Raw genomic sequence first — 17,555 nt, 5'->3', positions numbered from 1 at the left:
CCGGATTTCGGCGTGGAGGCAAGGCGTTAGGGACACTTCCGGAATCGGTTTCTGAAACCGACGGAGGGGCACATCCGTGGCCAGTTTTCCTATTGCAGATCCAGCCCGCAGGCCTTCAGGCCTGTTTCGTCGTCCCAGTCTTCCAGCGTGACGCGCTTGGCTTCCATTTTCTCCGGCTTGCCGTCCACCATGCCCTTGCCGGCAAGAAGATTGATGTCGCAGGACCCGTTCCGGTCGGGATCCAGCGTGTCGTAGTAGTCATAGGTGAAGCCCGCGACGACGAACGCACCGTCGCGATAGGCGATGGTGAGCACCTGCTGCCAGCGGTCCCGGCCGATGGCGTCGTTACGGGTTGCGACCGTGATGGAGCCTGACTCGGTCGCCTTGATCGAAGGCTCCTGGCCATAGATGCCGTCATCACCCACCGGTGCACTTCCCCAGACCTTGTCCGGAACGATCGCCGCCGGCACTAGCAGGTCTCGCTCGCCATTGCGCAGGTAGATGCCGATCCCGATCTCGCCCGTATCACTCTCCTCCGTCCCGTCGTCCGAACGCACAAACAGGACGGCGAGGTCGTTCAACCCATCCTTGTTCCAGTCACCGACCGCCGCATCGACGATCCGGTCGGCAGCCGCCGCAGGCGTGATGGCAGTCCCGATGATGAGGAGAAGACTGAGGGCGATACTTTGAAGGCGCATCATGGGCTCCGCAGCAAGAGGTTTCCGGCCACAGATAAGCACAACCAAAAAAGTGGCAAAAGGGTGTTGACGTGAGAACTAAAATAGAACATAAAAAGAACAGATAGGAAAAGGAGAGGGAAATGTCATACTTCATCAAAGACGTAGCAGCATTTGCATCGATTTCCGTGTTTCTGGCCGGCTTCGCCGCCATCGTCATGTCGGTCTGATCGGGGCCGTATTCTCTTCTGGAAATTGACATCATCCGGGCGCGCGGTTGTGGACATCGGGCGCTCACCGGCAGACAATCCGGCGATTGAAAGAATCGTCTGGAAGGTGACATGTCGGAAGCAGGAATTGGCAAGAAATCGGATGGTCTGACGCAGTCTGTCGGACCCGGATTTGTGCATCTGAGGGTGCATTCCGCCTATTCGCTTCTCGAGGGTGCGCTGCCGCTGAAGAAGATCCTCGGCAAGGCCATTGCCGATGAACAGCCGGCGATCGCCATCACCGATACGAACAATCTCTTCGTCGCGCTCGAATTCGCCCAGAAGGCGACCGGCGACGGCTTGCAGCCGATCATCGGCTGCCAGCTCTCCATCGACATGGAGGACGGGCAGGAGACGGAGCGGCGCGGAAACCAGGCGCTCGCCAAGCTGCCGTCGATCATCCTGCTGGCAGCAGATGCCGACGGCTATGAACGGCTGGTGGACATCGTCAGCCGCGCCTATCTCGACGGCGAGAGCAACCACGCCGTTCACATGATGGCCTCCTGGCTCGATGAGCTCGGCACCGGCGGTCTGATCGCGCTGACGGGTGCCGGCGGCGGTCCAGTCGACATGCCGTTGAAGGACAGCCATGCGGCGGTTGCCGAAGCGCGGCTTTTGAAGCTGAAGGCCCTGTTCGGCGACCGACTCTATATCGAGCTGCAGCGCCAGCGCGGCTACGACAAGCGTCACGAAAAGCGGATGATCGATCTGGCCTATCGCCATGACATTCCGCTGGTTGCCACCAATGAGGCGTTCTTTCCGTCTCCGGATGATTACGACGCGCATGATGCGCTGATGGCGGTCGCACACAATGCCATCGTGTCCGACGACCGCCGCTTCCGGCTGACCCCGGATCATTATCTGAAAAGCCGCAAGGAGATGATGCAGCTCTTTGCCGATATTCCGGAAGCGCTCGCCAATTCGGTCGAGATCGCGCAGCGCTGCTCGTTCATCCTGAAAACCCGCAAGCCGATCCTGCCGCGCTTCACCGGCGCTTCCGACGATCCGGAAGAGGCGGAACGAGCGGAAACGGAAGAGCTGAAGCGTCAGTCGCGCGAAGGCCTTGAAAGCCGCATCGCCGCGCTCGGCATCGCGCCGGGATACACCGAGCAGGATTACCGCGAGCGGCTGGAATACGAGCTCGGCATCATCGAGCGGATGAAGTTTCCGGGCTACTTCCTGATCGTTTCCGACTTCATCAAATGGGCCAAGCAGCAGGATATTCCGGTCGGTCCCGGCCGTGGTTCGGGCGCGGGCTCGCTCGTCGCGTATGCCCTGACGATCACCGACGTCGATCCTCTGCGCTTTTCTCTGCTCTTCGAACGCTTCCTCAACCCGGAACGCGTCTCGATGCCCGACTTCGACATCGACTTCTGCCAGGAGCGGCGCGAAGAGGTGATCCGCTACGTCCAGCGCAAGTATGGCCGCGAACAGGTGGGCCAGATCATCACCTTCGGATCGCTGCAGGCCCGCGCGGCGCTGCGCGACGTCGGCCGCGTGCTGGAAATGTCCTACGGCCAGGTCGACAAGATCTGCAAGCTGGTGCCCAACAACCCGGCGAACCCGACGCCGCTGCACAAGGCGATCGAGGAGGAGCCGAAGCTGCAGGAGGCCGCCGCCGAGGAGCCGGTCGTCGCCCGTCTTCTGGAAATCGCCCAGAAGATCGAAGGCCTCTACCGCCACGCCTCGACGCACGCCGCGGGCATCGTGATCGGTGACCGGCCGCTCTCCAAACTCGTGCCGATGTATCGGGACCCGCGCTCCGACATGCCGGTCACCCAGTTCAACATGAAATGGGTCGAACAGGCCGGCCTCGTGAAGTTCGACTTCCTCGGTCTGAAGACGCTGACGGTTCTGAAGACCGCCGTCGATTTCATCGCCAAGCGCAAGATCGAAGTCGACCTGCCATCCGTCCCGCTCGATGATCCGCCGACCTACGAAATGCTGTCGAAGGGCGACACGGTCGGCGTGTTCCAGGTGGAAAGTGCGGGCATGCGCAAGGCGCTGATCGGCATGCGGCCGGACTGCATCGAGGACATCATCGCGCTCGTGGCGCTCTACCGTCCGGGACCGATGGAAAACATCCCGGTTTATAACGCCCGCAAGCACGGCGAGGAGGAAATCGCCTCCATCCACCCGAAGATCGATTACCTCCTGAAGGAAACCCAGGGCGTTATCGTCTACCAGGAGCAGGTGATGCAGATCGCCCAGGTGCTTTCGGGCTATTCGCTCGGCGAAGCCGACCTGCTGCGCCGCGCCATGGGCAAGAAGATCAAGGAGGAGATGGACAAGCAGCGCGCCCGTTTCGTCGAAGGCGCGGTCGCCAATGGTGTCTCCAAGCCGCAGTCCGACATGATCTTCGACCTGCTGGCGAAGTTCGCCAACTACGGCTTCAACAAGTCGCACGCCGCCGCCTACGCCATCGTCTCCTACCACACCGCCTATCTGAAGGCCCATTACCCGGTCGAGTTCCTGGCCGCGTCGATGACGCTCGACATGTCGAACACCGACAAGGTCAACGACTTCCGCCAGGACGCCAAGCGCCTCGGCATCGAGGTGATCGCGCCGTCGGTGCAGACCTCGTTCCGCCATTTCGAGACGGGCGAAAACCGGATCTATTATTCGCTCGCCGCCATCAAGGGCGTCGGCGAAGCGGCGGTCGACCACATCGTCGCGGTGCGCGGCGACAAACCCTTCGAAAGCCTGGAAGATTTCTGCCTGCGGATCGACCCGAAGCAGATCAATCGCCGTGTGCTGGAAAGCCTGATCTATGCCGGCGCCTTCGATTGCTTCGGTCACGACCGTGCCGCACTCGTCGCCGGCCTCGACCGGATCATCGGCTATGCGCAGAGCGCGCAGGAGGACAAGGTCTCGGGGCAGGGCGGCCTGTTCGGCCTTGGCGGCGGTGGCGGACCGGAAAAGATCGTCCTTCCGGCCTTCAACCCCTGGCTTGCCTCCGAACGGCTGATGAAGGAATTCCAGGTTCTGGGATTCTACCTGACGGCCCACCCGCTCGATTCCTACCAGCAGGTGCTCGACAAGATGCGGGTGCAGAATTTCGCCGACTTCTCCGCCTCGGTAAAGCAAGGCGCCACCTTCGGCCGGCTGGCCGGCACCGTCATATCGAGGCAAGAGCGCAAGACCCGCACCGGCAACAAGATGGGCATCGTCACTTTCTCCGATGCCTCCGGCCAGTACGAGGCGGTCCTCTTTTCCGAAGGTCTGAACCAGTATCGCGACCTGCTCGAATCGGGAAAGTCGCTGGTGATCACCGTTGCGGCCGAAGAGCGTCCGGAAGGTATCGGCCTGCGCATCCAGACGGCCCAGTCGCTGGAAGAAAAATCGGTGCAGATGCAGAAGGCGCTGCGCGTCTTCGTGCGCGACAGCGGACCCCTGAAGACCGTTGCGGCGCATCTGAATGCCAAGGGCGACGGTCTCGTCTCCTTCGTCGTCATCAAGGACGACGGCAAGCGGGAGGTCGAGGTGGAGCTCAACCAGCGCTACCGCATCTCGCCGGATATCGCGGCGGCACTGCGCGCAGCGCCCGGCGTCATCGATGTGGAACTGGTCTGAGCCGTTGGGCGATCACCGGAATTGAGTCTGAAATCAGCGGCTTGCTCGCCGTTTCTGAATCAGGTCCTCAAGCGCTTGAATCACATTGTGAAAGGCGGAGGCTATCAGGTCTCCGCCTCCGTATCACGCCGCCGCGTCAGATAGAGAACCGTCATCGCCCCCATCATCGCCAGGCTAGCGGCAGCGAGCACGCTGCGGAAGTCGAACAGGCTGGCGATCAGCCCCATTCCGGTCGTTGCCGTCATAGAGCCCAGGAACAGGCTGTTCATGTAGAGCGACGTCGCCCGGCCCAGCCGTCCGCGTGCAAACCCTTGCGCGAACATGATCGCCACGCCGGCGAAGATGCCGAAATAGAGCCCCTCGACGAAGGCGGCCACCATCATCATTTCGACCGAAGAAGTGATGGCGTAGAGGAAATACGCCGCAAAGCCGCCACCGCTCGACAGAAACAGCGCATTGCGCCGGCCGATCATCGACGTCAATGCGGGCGAGCCCGTAATGGCAATGATTTCGGCCGCGCATTTCAACGTGAAGGAAAGGCCCGGCGTATAGGCCGGCAGGCCGAGTTCCTGGGTGAGATAGAGCGGCAGGGTGGAACTGCAGAGCGTCGACGACAGCGAGAACAGGAAACAGAAGATCGCCGCCGCCCAGAGCGCCGCATTGTCGAACCAGGCCCTCCAGCCGCCGATCAGCGGTCGTGAAACCGCAGACGTGATGAAGTCGCGCGGCAGCGCCAGGAAACTGGTCACCCAGCCGGCAAGCGCCAGGAGAAAGACGAAATGGAAGACGGCGACGCTGCCGAAACGGTCGGCGATCAGAAAGGAGCAGGCGGGTCCGAACATCCAGCCGGTCGAGGTCATGGATCGCATCAGCGCATTGTAGCGGGCAAGCGGCAGGCCTTCGCGCTCGGCATAGAGCCGCCCGAAAATGAACATCGACGAAACACCGGCACTCGAAAAGGCGATGCCGGGCGCCGAGATCAGCAGCAGGATCGCATAGGACTGGTAAATCGACAGCACCGCGCTGGAGACAACGATGCCGCCCGCCGAAATCACCATCATCGGGAAGATCCGGATGCTGCGGTCGATCCGCTCGCCGAAATAACGCGTGCAGGCCATGGTCAGCAGGCTGGCGGTGATGGCGTAGACACTGATCGCCCAGGGCGCCATGTGCAGGTCTTCCACGATGAAATAGCCCATGAAGGGAATGATCGCGGAGTTGCACAGCGAGCTGATCAGCATGGCTAGCAGGATCAGTATCGGCTGACGGCCAAATACGGAGGGCATGACGGCAGTTCTTCTTAAAAATGCGAAGGCAAGGAAGCGAGAAGACGGCGGAATGAGGAGGGAGTTTTATCCAGGCCACTCCGGTCCGGTCGTCTGCACGACCGGCGAGTCCAAGGCTGATCATAATACGACCAAGCCGCTTTCAAAGCCGCAATTTTAAGGCATGCTTACGGAATTGCCGCCGGGGGACCTTTTTGCAACAGCTAGCGGTTGTCGCCGGTCTTCTGTGAAATTCCGCCGGGGGAGATCAACCGCCCTTGGACGCTGGCGACTGGCGCACCGTCGTGACGAAATCCGTGCCGGGACCCGTGTTCATCTCATAGCCGGTATCGGCAATGGTCAGCGACAGGCCCGGCACGACCATCGCCGCGATCTTCTCGCGGATGTCGTCCGGAATGCTGATCCGGTCGAGCATTCGCTTTGCGGCGTCCGGTGCCGATGCGTCGGCTTCGCTCTGAAGTCCGAGCCGCTTCATCGTCTTTTCCGGCAGATGATTTGGCAGTGTCAAAGCGTTCCATTCCGCCGCGCCATTGGCCGGGTCGACGCCGATCACTTCGAAGAAATGCGTGCCGAGCGCCATCTCGGGGTCGCGAATGTCGATGGGGGCGGAAAAGACTTCGGCAAAGTTCTGCCGGGCGATGATCTGCCCGCGCGGCGGCGCCTGTTTGCCGGCGGCCTCATAGAGCGCCTTGAGTACGGCGTCGGAGAGCAGTTCCGGCTGCGGTCCGATCTGATGGGCCGTCTTGAACTGGTTGACGGCGTCCACGGTCTTCCGCCCGATCAGCCCGTCCGGCAGGCCGACATCATATCCGAGTTCGGACAGCAGCGCCTGCGCGTCGCGCGTGTCGTCGGCCTTGCTGCGCCAGGTGATGAGGATCCGCAGCGGCGCCACGTCGGGCAGGGGCGACGCGACGGTTTCCGGCTTCGGCAGCGAGCCGGTCACCGGACCGTTCATGGCGACTTCGACGGGAGCCTTTCCGTCCAGCGAGACGGTCGGGCGCAGCGTCGCGTCGGACAGCATCTGCACCGGCCGGTCGAGGTTGAAGAGAACCGGATGGCTGATCGGCGCGGGCGTGACCGGCGCCTCCGAGATGATCACATGCGTGCCACGGGCGGTCATGCCGTAGAGTTCCTTGGCGAAGGCGCGCGGCATGCGCACGCAGCCATGCGAAGCCGGATAACGCGGCACATGGTTCGATTCGTGCAGGGCGACACCCGACCATGTGATGCGCTGCATGAAGGGCATCGGCGCGTCGTCATAGAGATTGGAGCGATGGAACTTCTGCTTTTCGAGGATCGAGAAAATGCCCGCCGGCGTGGTGTGGCCGGCCTTGCCGGTGGAGACGTTCGACGTGGCGACCGGCTTGCCGTTCTCGTAAACGGTCAGGCTCTGCGTTTCCTTCGAAACGATGATCTGCAGCACGGAGTTTTCGCCCGCGAAAGCGGGGGAGTAAAGGGATGTGGCGGCGGCAAGAAGGCCGGCGACGACCGCAAGAGACAGACGCATGAACAGGAACCTCTATTCGGGATCGGATCAAGCGTAGGAGTGGTGGTTTAAGAAAGTTCAACCGCGCATGCCCTGCGGAGGCCTTTGCAGCGCAAATGGCCGGAAATCCCGCAATTGAGGTAAATTTTACGTAAATTGATGAGCTACTTCTGGCGTCCGTCGCCGGGGCTCTTGCCGCTTCCGAACGTATAGCCGGTCTCCACTGTTGCCTTGCCGAATTTCGCGCGGAGCTTGTCCATGGCCGCCTCCGCCTTGGCCCGCCGTGTCGACTGAACGTCGATCAGGTCCGGCGGGTCGGCCCGTTCCGCGTCGGAGAGGTCGCTGACGCCGATGCCGATCAGGCGGAAACGCGTGCCGTCCGTCTCCTTTTCGAGAAGACCGAGGCCGGTGCGGAAAATCCGGTCGGCAAGCTGTGTCGGATCTTCCAGCTGCCGGTTGCGGGTGCGCAGCTTGAAATCGGCCGTCTTCAGCTTGAGCACCACCGTCCGCCCGGCGATCTCGCCGGTCTTCAGCCGCCAGGCAACGCTTTCCGACAGCCGCCGCAGGATCGGGACCAGCTCGTCGAAGGAGGAGACGTCTTCGAAAAAGGTAGTTTCGGAGGAAACGCTCTTGGCGCCCTCGTTAAGATGCACCTTGCGGTTGTCGATGCCGCGCGACAGGCGATAGAGCCGCTGCCCGATGACGCCATAGCGGCGCATCAGCTCGTTCTCCTCCATCGGCTGCAATTGCCCCACCGTGCGTATGCCGTCCTTCTCCAGCGTCGCCGCAAAGGCCTTGCCGACGCCCCAGATGGTCGTGACCGGACGCGGGGCGAGGAATTCGACCGCCTCTGCCTGTCCGATGACCGAAAAGCCGCGCGGCTTCTGCAGATCGGACGCCACCTTGGCGAGGAACTTGCAGTAGGAGAGGCCGACGGACACGGTGATGCCGATCTCTTTCTCCACGCGCTTGGCAAATTTCGCCAATGTGCGCGCAGCCGGATCGTGGTGCAGCCGTTCGGTGCCAGCCAGATCGAGAAAGGCCTCGTCGATGGAGATCGGCTGCACCAGCGGCGTCAGGTCCAGCATCATCTGGCGGATTTCCTTGCCGACCCGGCTGTATTTCTCCATGTCGGGCCGGATGACGACGGCACTCGGACAGGCCTCCAGCGCCTTGAACATCGGCATGGCGGAGCGCACGCCGTGGATGCGGGCAATGTAGCAGGCGGTGGAGACCACGCCGCGCTTGCCGCCGCCGATGATCACCGGCTTGTCGGCGAGCTCCGGATTGTCACGCTTTTCCACCGACGCGTAGAACGCGTCGCAATCGATATGGGCAAGCGAAAGCCGGTTGATCTCCGGATGATACACGAGCCTCGGGCTGCCGCAGGCATGGCAACGCTTCCGCCCGGCAGGAAGGCCGGTCAGGCAGTCGCGGCAGAAACCTGGATACTCTTGCGCCTGCATCATCCAAATAGAACAAATGTTGAACATCCTTAAGTTACGCCGTAAGCTCGCGAGTCTCAAGGGCTGCTTTCGGGGGGATAAGGATGCCAATGACCGGCAGAACGAGGGTGGCGCATCCGCTGACGGCGGACCGATGGCCGGATTTCGAGCGCCTCTTCGGCCCGCAGGGCGCCTGCTACGGGTGCTGGTGCACCTATTTCCGCATACCGTCGTCGCAGCGCAAGTCATACGACGCCGACGCCAAGAAGGATTTCATGCGGGCGCGGGTCGAGGCCGGCCCGCCGCCGGGCCTTCTCGGCTATCTTGATGGTGAGCCGGTCGCCTGGGTGCAGGTCTGTCCGCGCTCGGAACTGCCGCAATGGAACAGCCCGCGCACCGTTTCGAGACCGCTGGAGGAGGGGGATGCCGCTGATCCCGGCATATGGGCCGTCAGCTGCTTTTTCATGGCCTCGCGCCAGCGTGGTCATGGGCTCAGCCACTGGATGCTGGAGGAGGCGATCGCCTTTGCCAGAGAGAACGGTGCGCGACACCTGGAAGCCTGCCCGATAGAGCGCACCAAGCAGTCGAAATCCGTTGGCCTCTATGTCGGTTCGAAAAGGATCTTCGACGCTGCCGGTTTTGCCGAAGTCGCTTTACGCAAGGAGGGCAGGCCGTTGATGCGGCTCAGTTTTTCTCCGGCTGGCAACGCGCTTGCCGCAAGTGGAAATGGGAACGGATGATGGCCTCGGCCTCCGCCCAGTCCCGGGCAGGAACCACGCCGTCGCCGGCGGGAGGGGCGAATGCGAAGACCGCTGCCGGAGGCTTCAGATGAATGAGCAGACATTCGGGCACGCGCTCGGCCACGGAGGCGAGGTTGCGCGCCATGTCGTCGAGAAAGACGACGGGCTGGTCGCGGCCGCCATGCAGCCGCTCGACGACCGGTCCCTTCGCCGTCTCGGTGGCGATCATCGGAAAGGTCAGGCCGAATCGGTCGAGCAGCGCGCGCCGTGTGGCGGCATAGACCGGCGGCATCGCGGTCAGGAAGACGATATCGGCAGCCTTAGCGAGGGATTGCAGCGTTTCGCAGGCGGTTTCGAACGGACGCTGCCAGTCATGCTGCAGCCGGTAGAAATCCTGGATGAGCGCGCTCACCCGCGCGTCATCGAGGACGCTGCCGTCGGCAATCGAGACGATATTGCCGTGCAGGCGGAAGGAACGGGGGAGATGGCGGTGGCCGAGGCTTTCGAGATAGAGATTGAACGGGTCGATGAACTGCAGCACGACATCGTCGATGTCGCTGACGATCAGCGGCCGGTCGGAAAGCCGGATGTCGTCCGGGTCGGCGACAAGCGTCACGGCTGGAAATCGCCCCAGGCGCCGGAATCCGCGCCGAAGGCTCTGGCCGCGGCCACGACGGCTTCCGGACGTGTGCCTGTTTCGCTGCAGAAGGCCATCAGGCTGGGCTCGTGGTTCATCAGGAACTCGATCAGGGCGGCGAAGAAGCCGGGCTTGGCCGCCGCTTCGCGCAGCTGGTCGGCCCTCATGCCGGAGAGCGCAAGGAAGCGTCCAAGCATATCGGGCTGGGCCGCCAGCCAGGACAGTACCGCGATGGCGGTTTCCTGCGGGTCGGCGGAGACTTTGGAATCATTCTTCATTTCTATTTCCGAGTTACCTATTTCTCAACCAAATCAAACTAACATCGCAAATTCAGGGGCCGGAGAACAGCGCCGTGAGTGGCAGATTGTTCACGGTACCTCCCGACAGGGGCAGAGGACACTTGGAATGCCGAAGAAGGTTATGATCGTAGAAGACAACGAGCTCAACATGAAGCTCTTCAAGGATCTGATTGAAGCTTCGGGATACGAGACGATCCAGACCCGCAATGGCATGGAAGCCCTTGATCTTGCTCGCGAACATCGGCCGGACCTCATTCTCATGGACATTCAGTTGCCGGAGGTTTCCGGGCTTGAAGTCACGAAGTGGCTGAAGGAAGATGACGAGCTGCATGTGATTCCGGTGATTGCGGTCACCGCCTTCGCCATGAAGGGCGATGAGGAGCGCATCCGACAGGGTGGCTGTGAAGCATATATCTCCAAACCGATTTCCGTTCCGAGGTTCCTCGAAACGATCAAGACCTATCTCGGCGACGCATGACGATCGCGCGGCAATAGGGGCTGGAAGGCGAAGATGACGGCACGAATTCTGGTTGTTGACGATATCCCGGCGAACGTGAAGCTGCTCGAAGCGCGGCTGGTCGCGGAATACTTCGAGGTGCTGACCGCCGAAGACGGCATGACGGCGCTTGAGATCTGCGACCGCACGCATGTCGATGTCATCCTGCTGGACGTCATGATGCCTGGCATCAACGGCTTCGAAGTCTGCGAACGGCTGAAGGCGAACCCGAAGACCGCGCATATTCCCGTCGTCATGGTCACGGCACTGGATCAGCCGGAAGATCGCGTGCGTGGCCTGAAGGCCGGTGCCGACGATTTCCTGACCAAGCCCGTCAACGACCTGCAGCTGATCTCCCGCGTCAAGAGCCTCGTGCGCCTGAAGACGCTGACCGACGAACTGCGCGCCCGCGCCGAGACCGCCAAGCATGTCGGCATTGCCGATGTCCTCAGGGCCGGCGACGGACAGCTGGAGGACAAGGGCAGCATCATGGTGGTCGACGGCCGCGGTAGCTCTCAGGAGCGGCTGGTCCGCACCCTGCAGCCGATCGCCGAGGTCCATTCCATGTCGGATCCGCAGGCGGCACTGTTCGAGGCGGCCGAAAACAGCTTCGACCTGATCATCGTCAATTCCAATTTTGACGACTACGATCCGCTTCGCCTGTGCTCGCAGCTGCGCTCGCTGGAGCGCACCCGCATGATCCCGCTGCTGATCGTCACGGAGCAGGGCGATGAGCAGATGATCATCCGGGCTCTCGAACTCGGCGTGAACGACTACATCATCCGTCCGGTCGATCCTAATGAGTTGGTGGCCCGCAGCCTCACCCAGATCCGCCGCAAGCGTTATAACGACCGCCTGCGCGCCAACGTCACGCAGAGCATCGAGCTGGCCGTGACGGACGGGCTGACCGGTCTCAGCAACCGCCGTTACCTCGACAGCCATCTGAAGGTGCTGTTCAACCGTGCGCTGGTGCGCGGACGCCCGATGTCGCTCTGCATCACGGACATCGACCGCTTCAAGATGGTCAACGATACCTACGGCCACGATGCCGGCGACGAGGTTCTGAAGGAGTTCGCATCCCGCATCCGCTCGGCGGTACGCGGCGCCGATCTCGCCTGCCGCTACGGCGGCGAGGAATTTGTCATCGTCATGCCGGACACGCCGCGCGATGTGGCGGCGCTCGTTGCCGAGCGGCTGCGCCAGGCGGTCGAAAGCAAGCCCTTCACCATCAGAAGCCGTGATGAGGAAGTCAGCGTTACGGCATCGGTGGGCATTTCCACCACGTCGGCGTCGCTCTCCGGTCCGGAAGAACTGCTGAAACTTGCCGACCAGGCGCTGTACACTGCAAAGAACAGCGGCCGCAATCGCGTGGTCGAGGCTGCCTGATAGCCGGCAAGGCGATTCCGTCGAAGTATAATGGGTGACGTCTGGCCCGTGTGCTCAGTCCCTGTTTGGCAGGGCTTGCTCAGTGCGCGGTCAGATTTCGGTGATTCTTGCGGCCGATGCGCGCAATTCCCGCAGGCAGATGCCGAAAAAACAGTCACGGACTGTGGATATCCTCATATTTTCCGAGCTGAATGAATTTTCGCGGAGTTCAGTATAGTTTTGAGATTTGCGGAAAATGCAAATTATTGAATCATGATTTTCATTATATTTTTGCCCGAAAACGCTGTCGTCCTGAATAATTCATAATTTTAGAATATAATTATGTACATACGTTGTGGAATTCCAGGGATATATTGATTTAATCCGACGGATGGACGTGTTTTGTCTTTTCGAATGCGGATGGAAATTGAGTATTTATCAAGAAGGGGTAACGGCCGGCGATTCTTCGGCGGATGGACGTCTGCCTTGCGCAAACCTTGAAAACTACTCAGAGTATTGATCTATAAAATATTTTTAGTATTGTGTTGCTCATATACACAAGGCCCTTGAAGGGCTGACGGTTACCCCATGATGCTCAGGTCCGCCGCATCTCCTGGGTCGTGGGGCTGGTCAGCTGGTCATGCACAAGCGGTTCCTCGTGCCGCGCATGGCCAGCTGACCCTCTTGATAGAAGGCCGCTACCTCGAACGGGTGGCGGCCTTTTTCATTGGGGCCGGGGAGACCGATAAGTTTCTGCCGGGGCGCTAGAGGCAACAAAAAAAGCGCCAACCGCTCGGATGGCGCTTTCCCGGTGAAAACCGATCAAGCAGATTACTTGATCTTGGTTTCCTTGAATTCGACGTGCTTCTTGGCGATCGGATCGTACTTGGTCTTCGTCATCTTGTCCGTAAACGTACGGCTGTTCTTCTTGGTGACGTAGAAAAAGCCCGTGTCAGCGGTCGACAGCAACTTGATCTTGATGGTGGTAGCTTTCGCCATTGTAGTCCTGCCTTATATAAAAATGAAGCCGTGGACAGCCGGTTCGGGTCCACGGCAAATTCTGGCGCGAAACTACAAATCGACGCCGAAAAGTCAAGTCCGTTTTGGTCTAAAAAGCAAACGGAGCAGGGATAGTATCACGTAGAGTGCGAAGAATCCCGCAATTGCCCACGCAAAACCGCTGTTTCCGCCGATATCCATCGCCGCGCCGATGACCTGTGGACCGGCCACCGTGCCGACGGCGTAGCAGAATATGAAGGCTGCATTGGCGGCTGCAAGGTCTGAACCGCTGAGCCGCGCGCCCATGTGACTGAGTCCCACCATGTAGAGCCCCGACACGCTGCCGCCCCAGAAGAGCAGCACTGCGGCCATCACCATCCAGTTGTGGGTGAGGACGGGCAGCGCCGTGGCGCCGATCAGGCCGATGAGAGCCAGCAGCGACAGCAGGCTGCGCTTGTCGCGGATCTTGTCGGAAAGCAGCCCGATCGGGATCTGGAAGACGACATTGCCGATGCCCATGATCGTCAGAAGCAGCGCGCCCTGCGCCTCGGTGAAGCCTGCCCGCGTCGCATAGATCGGGAACAGCGACAGTCCGCCTGCCTCCACCGCACCGAAGACGAAGACGGCGGCCGTCGCCGTCGGCACGAGGAAGATATAGCGGAAGAAATGCATCTCCGGCTTTTCGTCCAGCCTCGGGCTTTCGGCACGCGCGATGAAGATCGGCACGGCGGACAGGAGGATTGCGCCGCCCGCCACCAGGAAGGGCAGAATGCCTTCACTGCCGATCAGCGAATAGAGCAGGGGTCCGAGCGCAAAGCCCAGCGCCAGCAGCGTCGCGTATATGCCGAGAACCAGGCCCCGCTTTGAGGGCGGCGAGGCTGCATTGATCCAGAATTCGGAGAGGATGAACAGCGTGGTGATGGCGCCATGGAAGAAGAACCGCAGCGGAAACCACAGCCAGAAATTCTCGACATAGTAAAAGCCGAAGCCGGAAATGGTGGCTATCACGACGGCGACCAGCATCGTGCGGGCGACGCCGAAATCATGCGCAAGCTTGGTGGTGATCGGAGCGGCGGCCATCGAGGCGAGGCCGGCCATGGCCGTGTTGAGCCCGATCAGGGTGGAAGGAATGCCGCGCTTTTCCAGAATGATGCTCAACAGCGGCAGGCCGAGGCCGATGGCAATGCCGACCGAGGTAATCGACGCGACTGCGGCAATGAGCGATGGCCAGCGAATCTTGTCGGGGAAACCTGTCCCCGCGGTCTGCTCGGTCATCGGGGCATCCTCATCCGGCTTGTCTGTCGCCGGCGGCACGGCGCCGATGCATGGGCTCGGCAAGCGTTCGGTGGTCCGGCAGCATAGGTCATGTCCCCCTTAAAGATGCAGACGGGTTCGAAAGGATCGGCCCGTCTGGTCTTCCATCCTGCGATGTACAGCCAAGAAATCGCGCGAAAGTCAAGCTGTTATAGTCTCGGCGAACATTCCGGGATGCTTCTCAGATGTCTCGCGCCTCGTCGGGCTCGCCGCCGAAGCCGTGCATCTTCAGCGCCCATTGCAGGCCGATGACACCACCCTTGATCGGCTGGATGATCAGCAGCGCGATGATGATCGTCAGCGGCACCCATATGGCGAGATGTACCCACATCGAGACCTGGAAGACGAGATCGGTCATCATGAAGCCGCCGACCATGACATGGCCGAGGACGAGAATGACGAGGTAGGGCGGCAGGTCGTCGGCGCGCTGGTGCGAGATGTCCTCACCGCAGGCCGCGCAATTGTCGACCGGCTTCAGGTAGGCCTTGAACAGCCTGCCGCTGCCGCAGGCCGGGCAGCGGTTCAGCATGCCGCGCATGATCGACTGGCCGAGCGGCCGCTCCGCCTTGTCCACGCCACCGAATTCCATCGGCTGTGCTCCGCTGTCCGTGGTCATCGCCTTCACTCCTATCGTCTGCCGCGGGGCGGGCGGGTGCCCGGCCGCTTGCCGGGGCCGCCGGCCCGGCGACGGGTTGTCTTGTGGAAGGAGCGCGTTGCCGTCGGCATCTTGCGCCCTTCGCTGAGCATTTCGAACTGCAGGGAGCCGGCAAGCGGCTGTGCGTGCACCAATTTTACCTCGACCTCGTCGCCGAGCCTGTATCCAAGCCCGCTTCGCTCGCCGGTCAGCGCCTGATGCGCCTCGTCATAGATGAAGTAATCCATCCCCAGCGTAGATATGGGGACGAATCCGTCGGCTCCAAATTCCGGAAGCGCGACAAATAGTCCGGCCTTCGTCACGCCGCGCACCCGTCCCTTGAATTCCTCACCGACCCGGCCGGCAAGGTGGTGGGCGATCAGCCTGTCGACCGTATCGCGCTCGGCCGCCATGGCACGCCGCTCGAAGGTCGAGATCTCGGCGGCGATATCGTCGAGCTGGCCTTCCTCTTCCGGCGTGATGCCGCCCTGGCCGAAACCGAGAGAGCCGACAAGCGCCCGGTGCACGATCAGGTCCGCATAGCGGCGGATCGGCGAGGTGAAGTGCGCGTATTTCATCAGGTTGAGGCCGAAATGGCCGATGTTCTCAGGGCTGTAGATCGCCTGGCTCTGCGACCGCAGCACCATCTCGCCGACCATCGTCTCGAACGCCTTGCCGCTGGCCTGCGCTAGGATGCCGTTGAACGAGTTCGCGCGCATGTGCCCGCCCTTGGTGAGCGACATGCCGAGCGTGCCGAGAAACTCGCGCAGCACCTCCTGCTTGGCGAGCGACGGCTGATCGTGGACGCGGTAGATCAGGACCTGGCGCTTCTTCTCCAGCGTCTCGGCGGCCGCGACGTTCGCCTGGATCATCATTTCCTCGATCAGCTTGTGGGCGTCGAGGCGAGGCGGCACGAACACGCGGTCGACGGTGCCGTCCTCCTTCAGCAGGATCTTGCGCTCGGGCAGGTCGAGGTCCAGCGGCTGGCGGCGATCGCGACCGCGCTTCATGACCTCGTAGGCGTGCCACAGCGGCTTCAGGATCGGTTCCAGCAGCGGTCCGGCCTTGTCGTCCGGATTGCCATCGATCGCCGCCTGTGCCTGTTGGTAGGCCAGCTTGGCGGCGCTCTTCATCATGATGCGGTGGAAGGTGTGGCTGCCCTTGCGACCATCCTTGGAGAAGGTCATGCGCACGGCAAGCGCCGGCCGGTCTTCACCTTCGCGCAGCGAGCAGAGATCGTTGGAAATCCGCTCCGGCAGCATAGGCACGACGCGGTCGGGGAAATAGACGGAATTGCCACGCTTCAAGGCCTCGCGGTCGAGCGCCGAGCCGGGGCGCACATACCAGGAGACGTCGGCGATCGCGACGGTGACGATGACGCCGCCCGGATTGTCCGGAGACGGATCGTCTTCGGCATAGACCGCGTCGTCATGGTCCTTGGCGTCTGCCGGATCGATGGTGATCAGCGGCACGTCACGCCAGTCCTCGCGCTTTTCCATGGTCGCGGGCTTGGCGCTGTCGGCTTCGGCCAGAGCCGCCTGCGGGAAGATGTAGGGAATGCCGTGCGCATGGATGGCGATCATCGAGATCGCCTTTTCGGACGCGACCGAGCCGAGCACGGACATGATCTTGCCGCGCGGCAGGCCGTAGCGGCCGGATCGCACGACGTCGACTTCGACGAGGTCGCCGTCCTTGGCGTTCTCCACTGCATCCGGATCGATCACGAGTTCATTGTCGCGCCGGTCGACAGGATCGACGCGTCCGCCGCCGCCGGGCGTTTCGCGAAACACGCCGAGCGCTGCCGTCTTGCGCTTGTCGATGACCTTGATGACGCGGGCCGTGTAGGCCGGGCCAGCGCGATCCTTGGCCGGGAATATCTTCGCAAGGATGCGGTCGTTGAGGCCGGCCGCCGGCGCCTTGTTGCGGCCGTTTGTGGACTGCTTGATCAGGACGGCCGGCGCGACGCCGGCTTCCTCCGGCCACTCCGCCGGGCGGCCGATCAGTTCGCCGTCCTTGTCGCGGGTGGTGATGTCGAGCACGGTGACCGGGGGCAGGGCGCCCGGCCGCATCAGCGACTTGCGCTTCTTCTCGAGCAGCCCTTCGTCCTCGAGATCGCGCAGCAGATCCTTCAGTTCGACGCGGGCCTCGCCCTTCAGCCCGAATGCCTTGGCGATTTCCCGCTTCGAGGCCCGGTCCGGATAATCGGCGATGAAGCGCAGCAGAACGTCACGCGGCGGCACCGCGCCGTGAATGATCGTGTCTTCCTTGCCGCTCGCCGCAGTCCGATCGCGCCCCGGCTTGTTCGATTTCGGCATGTCGGCGCGGGGTTTCTTGC

General features: G+C 61.9%; 14 protein-coding genes. 4 read left to right on the top strand and 10 right to left on the bottom strand.

Translation table 11 applies throughout. The annotated features are described in order from the left end of the window. Positions 1-89: 89 nt before the first annotated feature. On the bottom strand, positions 90-698 hold the full coding sequence (locus NN662_RS11840) for a hypothetical protein (protein ID WP_261930451.1): 609 nt from the start codon (positions 696-698) through the stop codon (positions 90-92). A gap of 320 nt (positions 699-1,018) precedes the next feature. Here NN662_RS11840 and dnaE point away from each other — a divergent pair, with 320 nt between their 5' ends. After that, the gene (gene dnaE / locus NN662_RS11835; RefSeq protein ID WP_261930450.1) at positions 1,019-4,519 is read left to right on the top strand and encodes a DNA polymerase III subunit alpha; all 3,501 of its coding nucleotides are present in this window, start codon (positions 1,019-1,021) and stop codon (positions 4,517-4,519) included. A gap of 104 nt (positions 4,520-4,623) precedes the next feature. Here the strand turns inward: dnaE and NN662_RS11830 are convergent, their stop codons facing one another. The 3 genes from NN662_RS11830 to NN662_RS11820 form a co-directional block, all read right to left on the bottom strand. After that, on the bottom strand, positions 4,624-5,805 hold the full coding sequence (locus NN662_RS11830) for an MFS transporter (protein ID WP_261930449.1): 1,182 nt from the start codon (positions 5,803-5,805) through the stop codon (positions 4,624-4,626). Positions 5,806-6,052: 247 nt separating this feature from the next. Next, positions 6,053-7,318 (bottom strand): L,D-transpeptidase, encoded by a 1,266-nt coding sequence (locus tag NN662_RS11825; RefSeq protein ID WP_410010979.1) that lies wholly within the window; start codon positions 7,316-7,318, stop codon positions 6,053-6,055. 137 nt (positions 7,319-7,455) lie between these two features. Further along, positions 7,456-8,760, bottom strand: a complete 1,305-nt coding sequence (locus tag NN662_RS11820) for a DNA polymerase IV (RefSeq protein ID WP_261930447.1) — start codon at positions 8,758-8,760, stop codon at positions 7,456-7,458. Between the two features lie 80 nt (positions 8,761-8,840). Here NN662_RS11820 and NN662_RS11815 point away from each other — a divergent pair, with 80 nt between their 5' ends. Next, entirely contained in the window at positions 8,841-9,476 is a 636-nt protein-coding gene (locus NN662_RS11815; RefSeq protein ID WP_410010927.1) for a GNAT family N-acetyltransferase, read from the top strand. On the opposite strand, the gene NN662_RS11810 is transcribed toward NN662_RS11815, so the two are convergent. Both NN662_RS11810 and NN662_RS11805 read right to left on the bottom strand, forming a co-directional pair. Beyond that, positions 9,421-10,092 (bottom strand): hypothetical protein, encoded by a 672-nt coding sequence (locus tag NN662_RS11810; protein ID WP_261930445.1) that lies wholly within the window; start codon positions 10,090-10,092, stop codon positions 9,421-9,423. The genes NN662_RS11815 and NN662_RS11810 overlap by 56 nt on opposite strands. Beyond that, positions 10,089-10,391 (bottom strand): DUF3572 domain-containing protein, encoded by a 303-nt coding sequence (locus tag NN662_RS11805; protein ID WP_261930444.1) that lies wholly within the window; start codon positions 10,389-10,391, stop codon positions 10,089-10,091. Before NN662_RS11805 ends, NN662_RS11810 begins: the two co-directional genes overlap by 4 nt. 127 nt (positions 10,392-10,518) lie before the next feature. Between NN662_RS11805 and NN662_RS11800 the strand changes: the two genes are divergently transcribed. Both NN662_RS11800 and NN662_RS11795 read left to right on the top strand, forming a co-directional pair. Beyond that, positions 10,519-10,890, top strand: coding sequence for a response regulator (locus tag NN662_RS11800; protein WP_261930443.1), 372 nt, complete (start codon positions 10,519-10,521; stop codon positions 10,888-10,890). Between the two features lie 33 nt (positions 10,891-10,923). After that, a complete protein-coding gene (locus tag NN662_RS11795) occupies positions 10,924-12,294 on the top strand; it encodes a PleD family two-component system response regulator (RefSeq protein WP_261930442.1) in 1,371 nt (456 codons plus the stop codon). A gap of 810 nt (positions 12,295-13,104) precedes the next feature. Here the strand turns inward: NN662_RS11795 and rpmG are convergent. The 4 genes from rpmG to rnr form a co-directional block, all read right to left on the bottom strand. Further along, positions 13,105-13,272, bottom strand: a complete 168-nt coding sequence (rpmG, locus tag NN662_RS11790; RefSeq protein WP_261930441.1) for a 50S ribosomal protein L33 — start codon at positions 13,270-13,272, stop codon at positions 13,105-13,107. A 93-nt stretch (positions 13,273-13,365) separates the two neighbouring features. Next, a complete protein-coding gene (locus NN662_RS11785) occupies positions 13,366-14,547 on the bottom strand; it encodes an MFS transporter (RefSeq protein ID WP_261930440.1) in 1,182 nt (393 codons plus the stop codon). Between the two features lie 220 nt (positions 14,548-14,767). Beyond that, on the bottom strand, positions 14,768-15,202 hold the full coding sequence (locus tag NN662_RS11780; RefSeq protein WP_261930439.1) for a DUF983 domain-containing protein: 435 nt from the start codon (positions 15,200-15,202) through the stop codon (positions 14,768-14,770). A gap of 11 nt (positions 15,203-15,213) precedes the next feature. Then, positions 15,214-17,535 carry a ribonuclease R gene (gene rnr, locus NN662_RS11775; protein WP_261931951.1) on the bottom strand — a complete coding sequence of 774 codons (2,322 nt, stop codon included), beginning with the start codon at positions 17,533-17,535 and terminating at the stop codon, positions 15,214-15,216. Between the last annotated feature and the right edge of the window lie 20 nt (positions 17,536-17,555).

This window comes from Rhizobium sp. NRK18 (assembly GCF_024385575.1).
In the GTDB taxonomy this organism is placed as follows: Bacteria; Pseudomonadota; Alphaproteobacteria; order Rhizobiales; family Rhizobiaceae; genus JANFMV01.
The sequence above is the reverse complement of the archived record's forward strand: the minus strand, read 5'-3'. Positions and strand labels throughout refer to the sequence as shown.

What these genes read in the sequence shown, in the direction of transcription:
- NN662_RS11800 (WP_261930443.1), top strand. Translation starts at nt 10,519, where the DNA reads ATGCCGAAGAAGGTTATGATCGTAGAAGACAACGAGCTCAACATGAAG.
- NN662_RS11780 (WP_261930439.1), bottom strand. Translation starts at nt 15,202, where the DNA reads ATGACCACGGACAGCGGAGCACAGCCGATGGAATTCGGTGGCGTGGAC.
- NN662_RS11805 (WP_261930444.1), bottom strand. Translation starts at nt 10,391, where the DNA reads ATGAAGAATGATTCCAAAGTCTCCGCCGACCCGCAGGAAACCGCCATC.
- rpmG (WP_261930441.1), bottom strand. Translation starts at nt 13,272, where the DNA reads ATGGCGAAAGCTACCACCATCAAGATCAAGTTGCTGTCGACCGCTGAC.
- rnr (WP_261931951.1), bottom strand. Translation starts at nt 17,535, where the DNA reads ATGCCGAAATCGAACAAGCCGGGGCGCGATCGGACTGCGGCGAGCGGC.
- NN662_RS11820 (WP_261930447.1), bottom strand. Translation starts at nt 8,760, where the DNA reads ATGATGCAGGCGCAAGAGTATCCAGGTTTCTGCCGCGACTGCCTGACC.
- NN662_RS11795 (WP_261930442.1), top strand. Translation starts at nt 10,924, where the DNA reads ATGACGGCACGAATTCTGGTTGTTGACGATATCCCGGCGAACGTGAAG.
- NN662_RS11840 (WP_261930451.1), bottom strand. Translation starts at nt 698, where the DNA reads ATGCGCCTTCAAAGTATCGCCCTCAGTCTTCTCCTCATCATCGGGACT.
- NN662_RS11830 (WP_261930449.1), bottom strand. Translation starts at nt 5,805, where the DNA reads ATGCCCTCCGTATTTGGCCGTCAGCCGATACTGATCCTGCTAGCCATG.
- dnaE (WP_261930450.1), top strand. Translation starts at nt 1,019, where the DNA reads ATGTCGGAAGCAGGAATTGGCAAGAAATCGGATGGTCTGACGCAGTCT.
- NN662_RS11785 (WP_261930440.1), bottom strand. Translation starts at nt 14,547, where the DNA reads ATGACCGAGCAGACCGCGGGGACAGGTTTCCCCGACAAGATTCGCTGG.
- NN662_RS11815 (WP_410010927.1), top strand. Translation starts at nt 8,841, where the DNA reads ATGCCAATGACCGGCAGAACGAGGGTGGCGCATCCGCTGACGGCGGAC.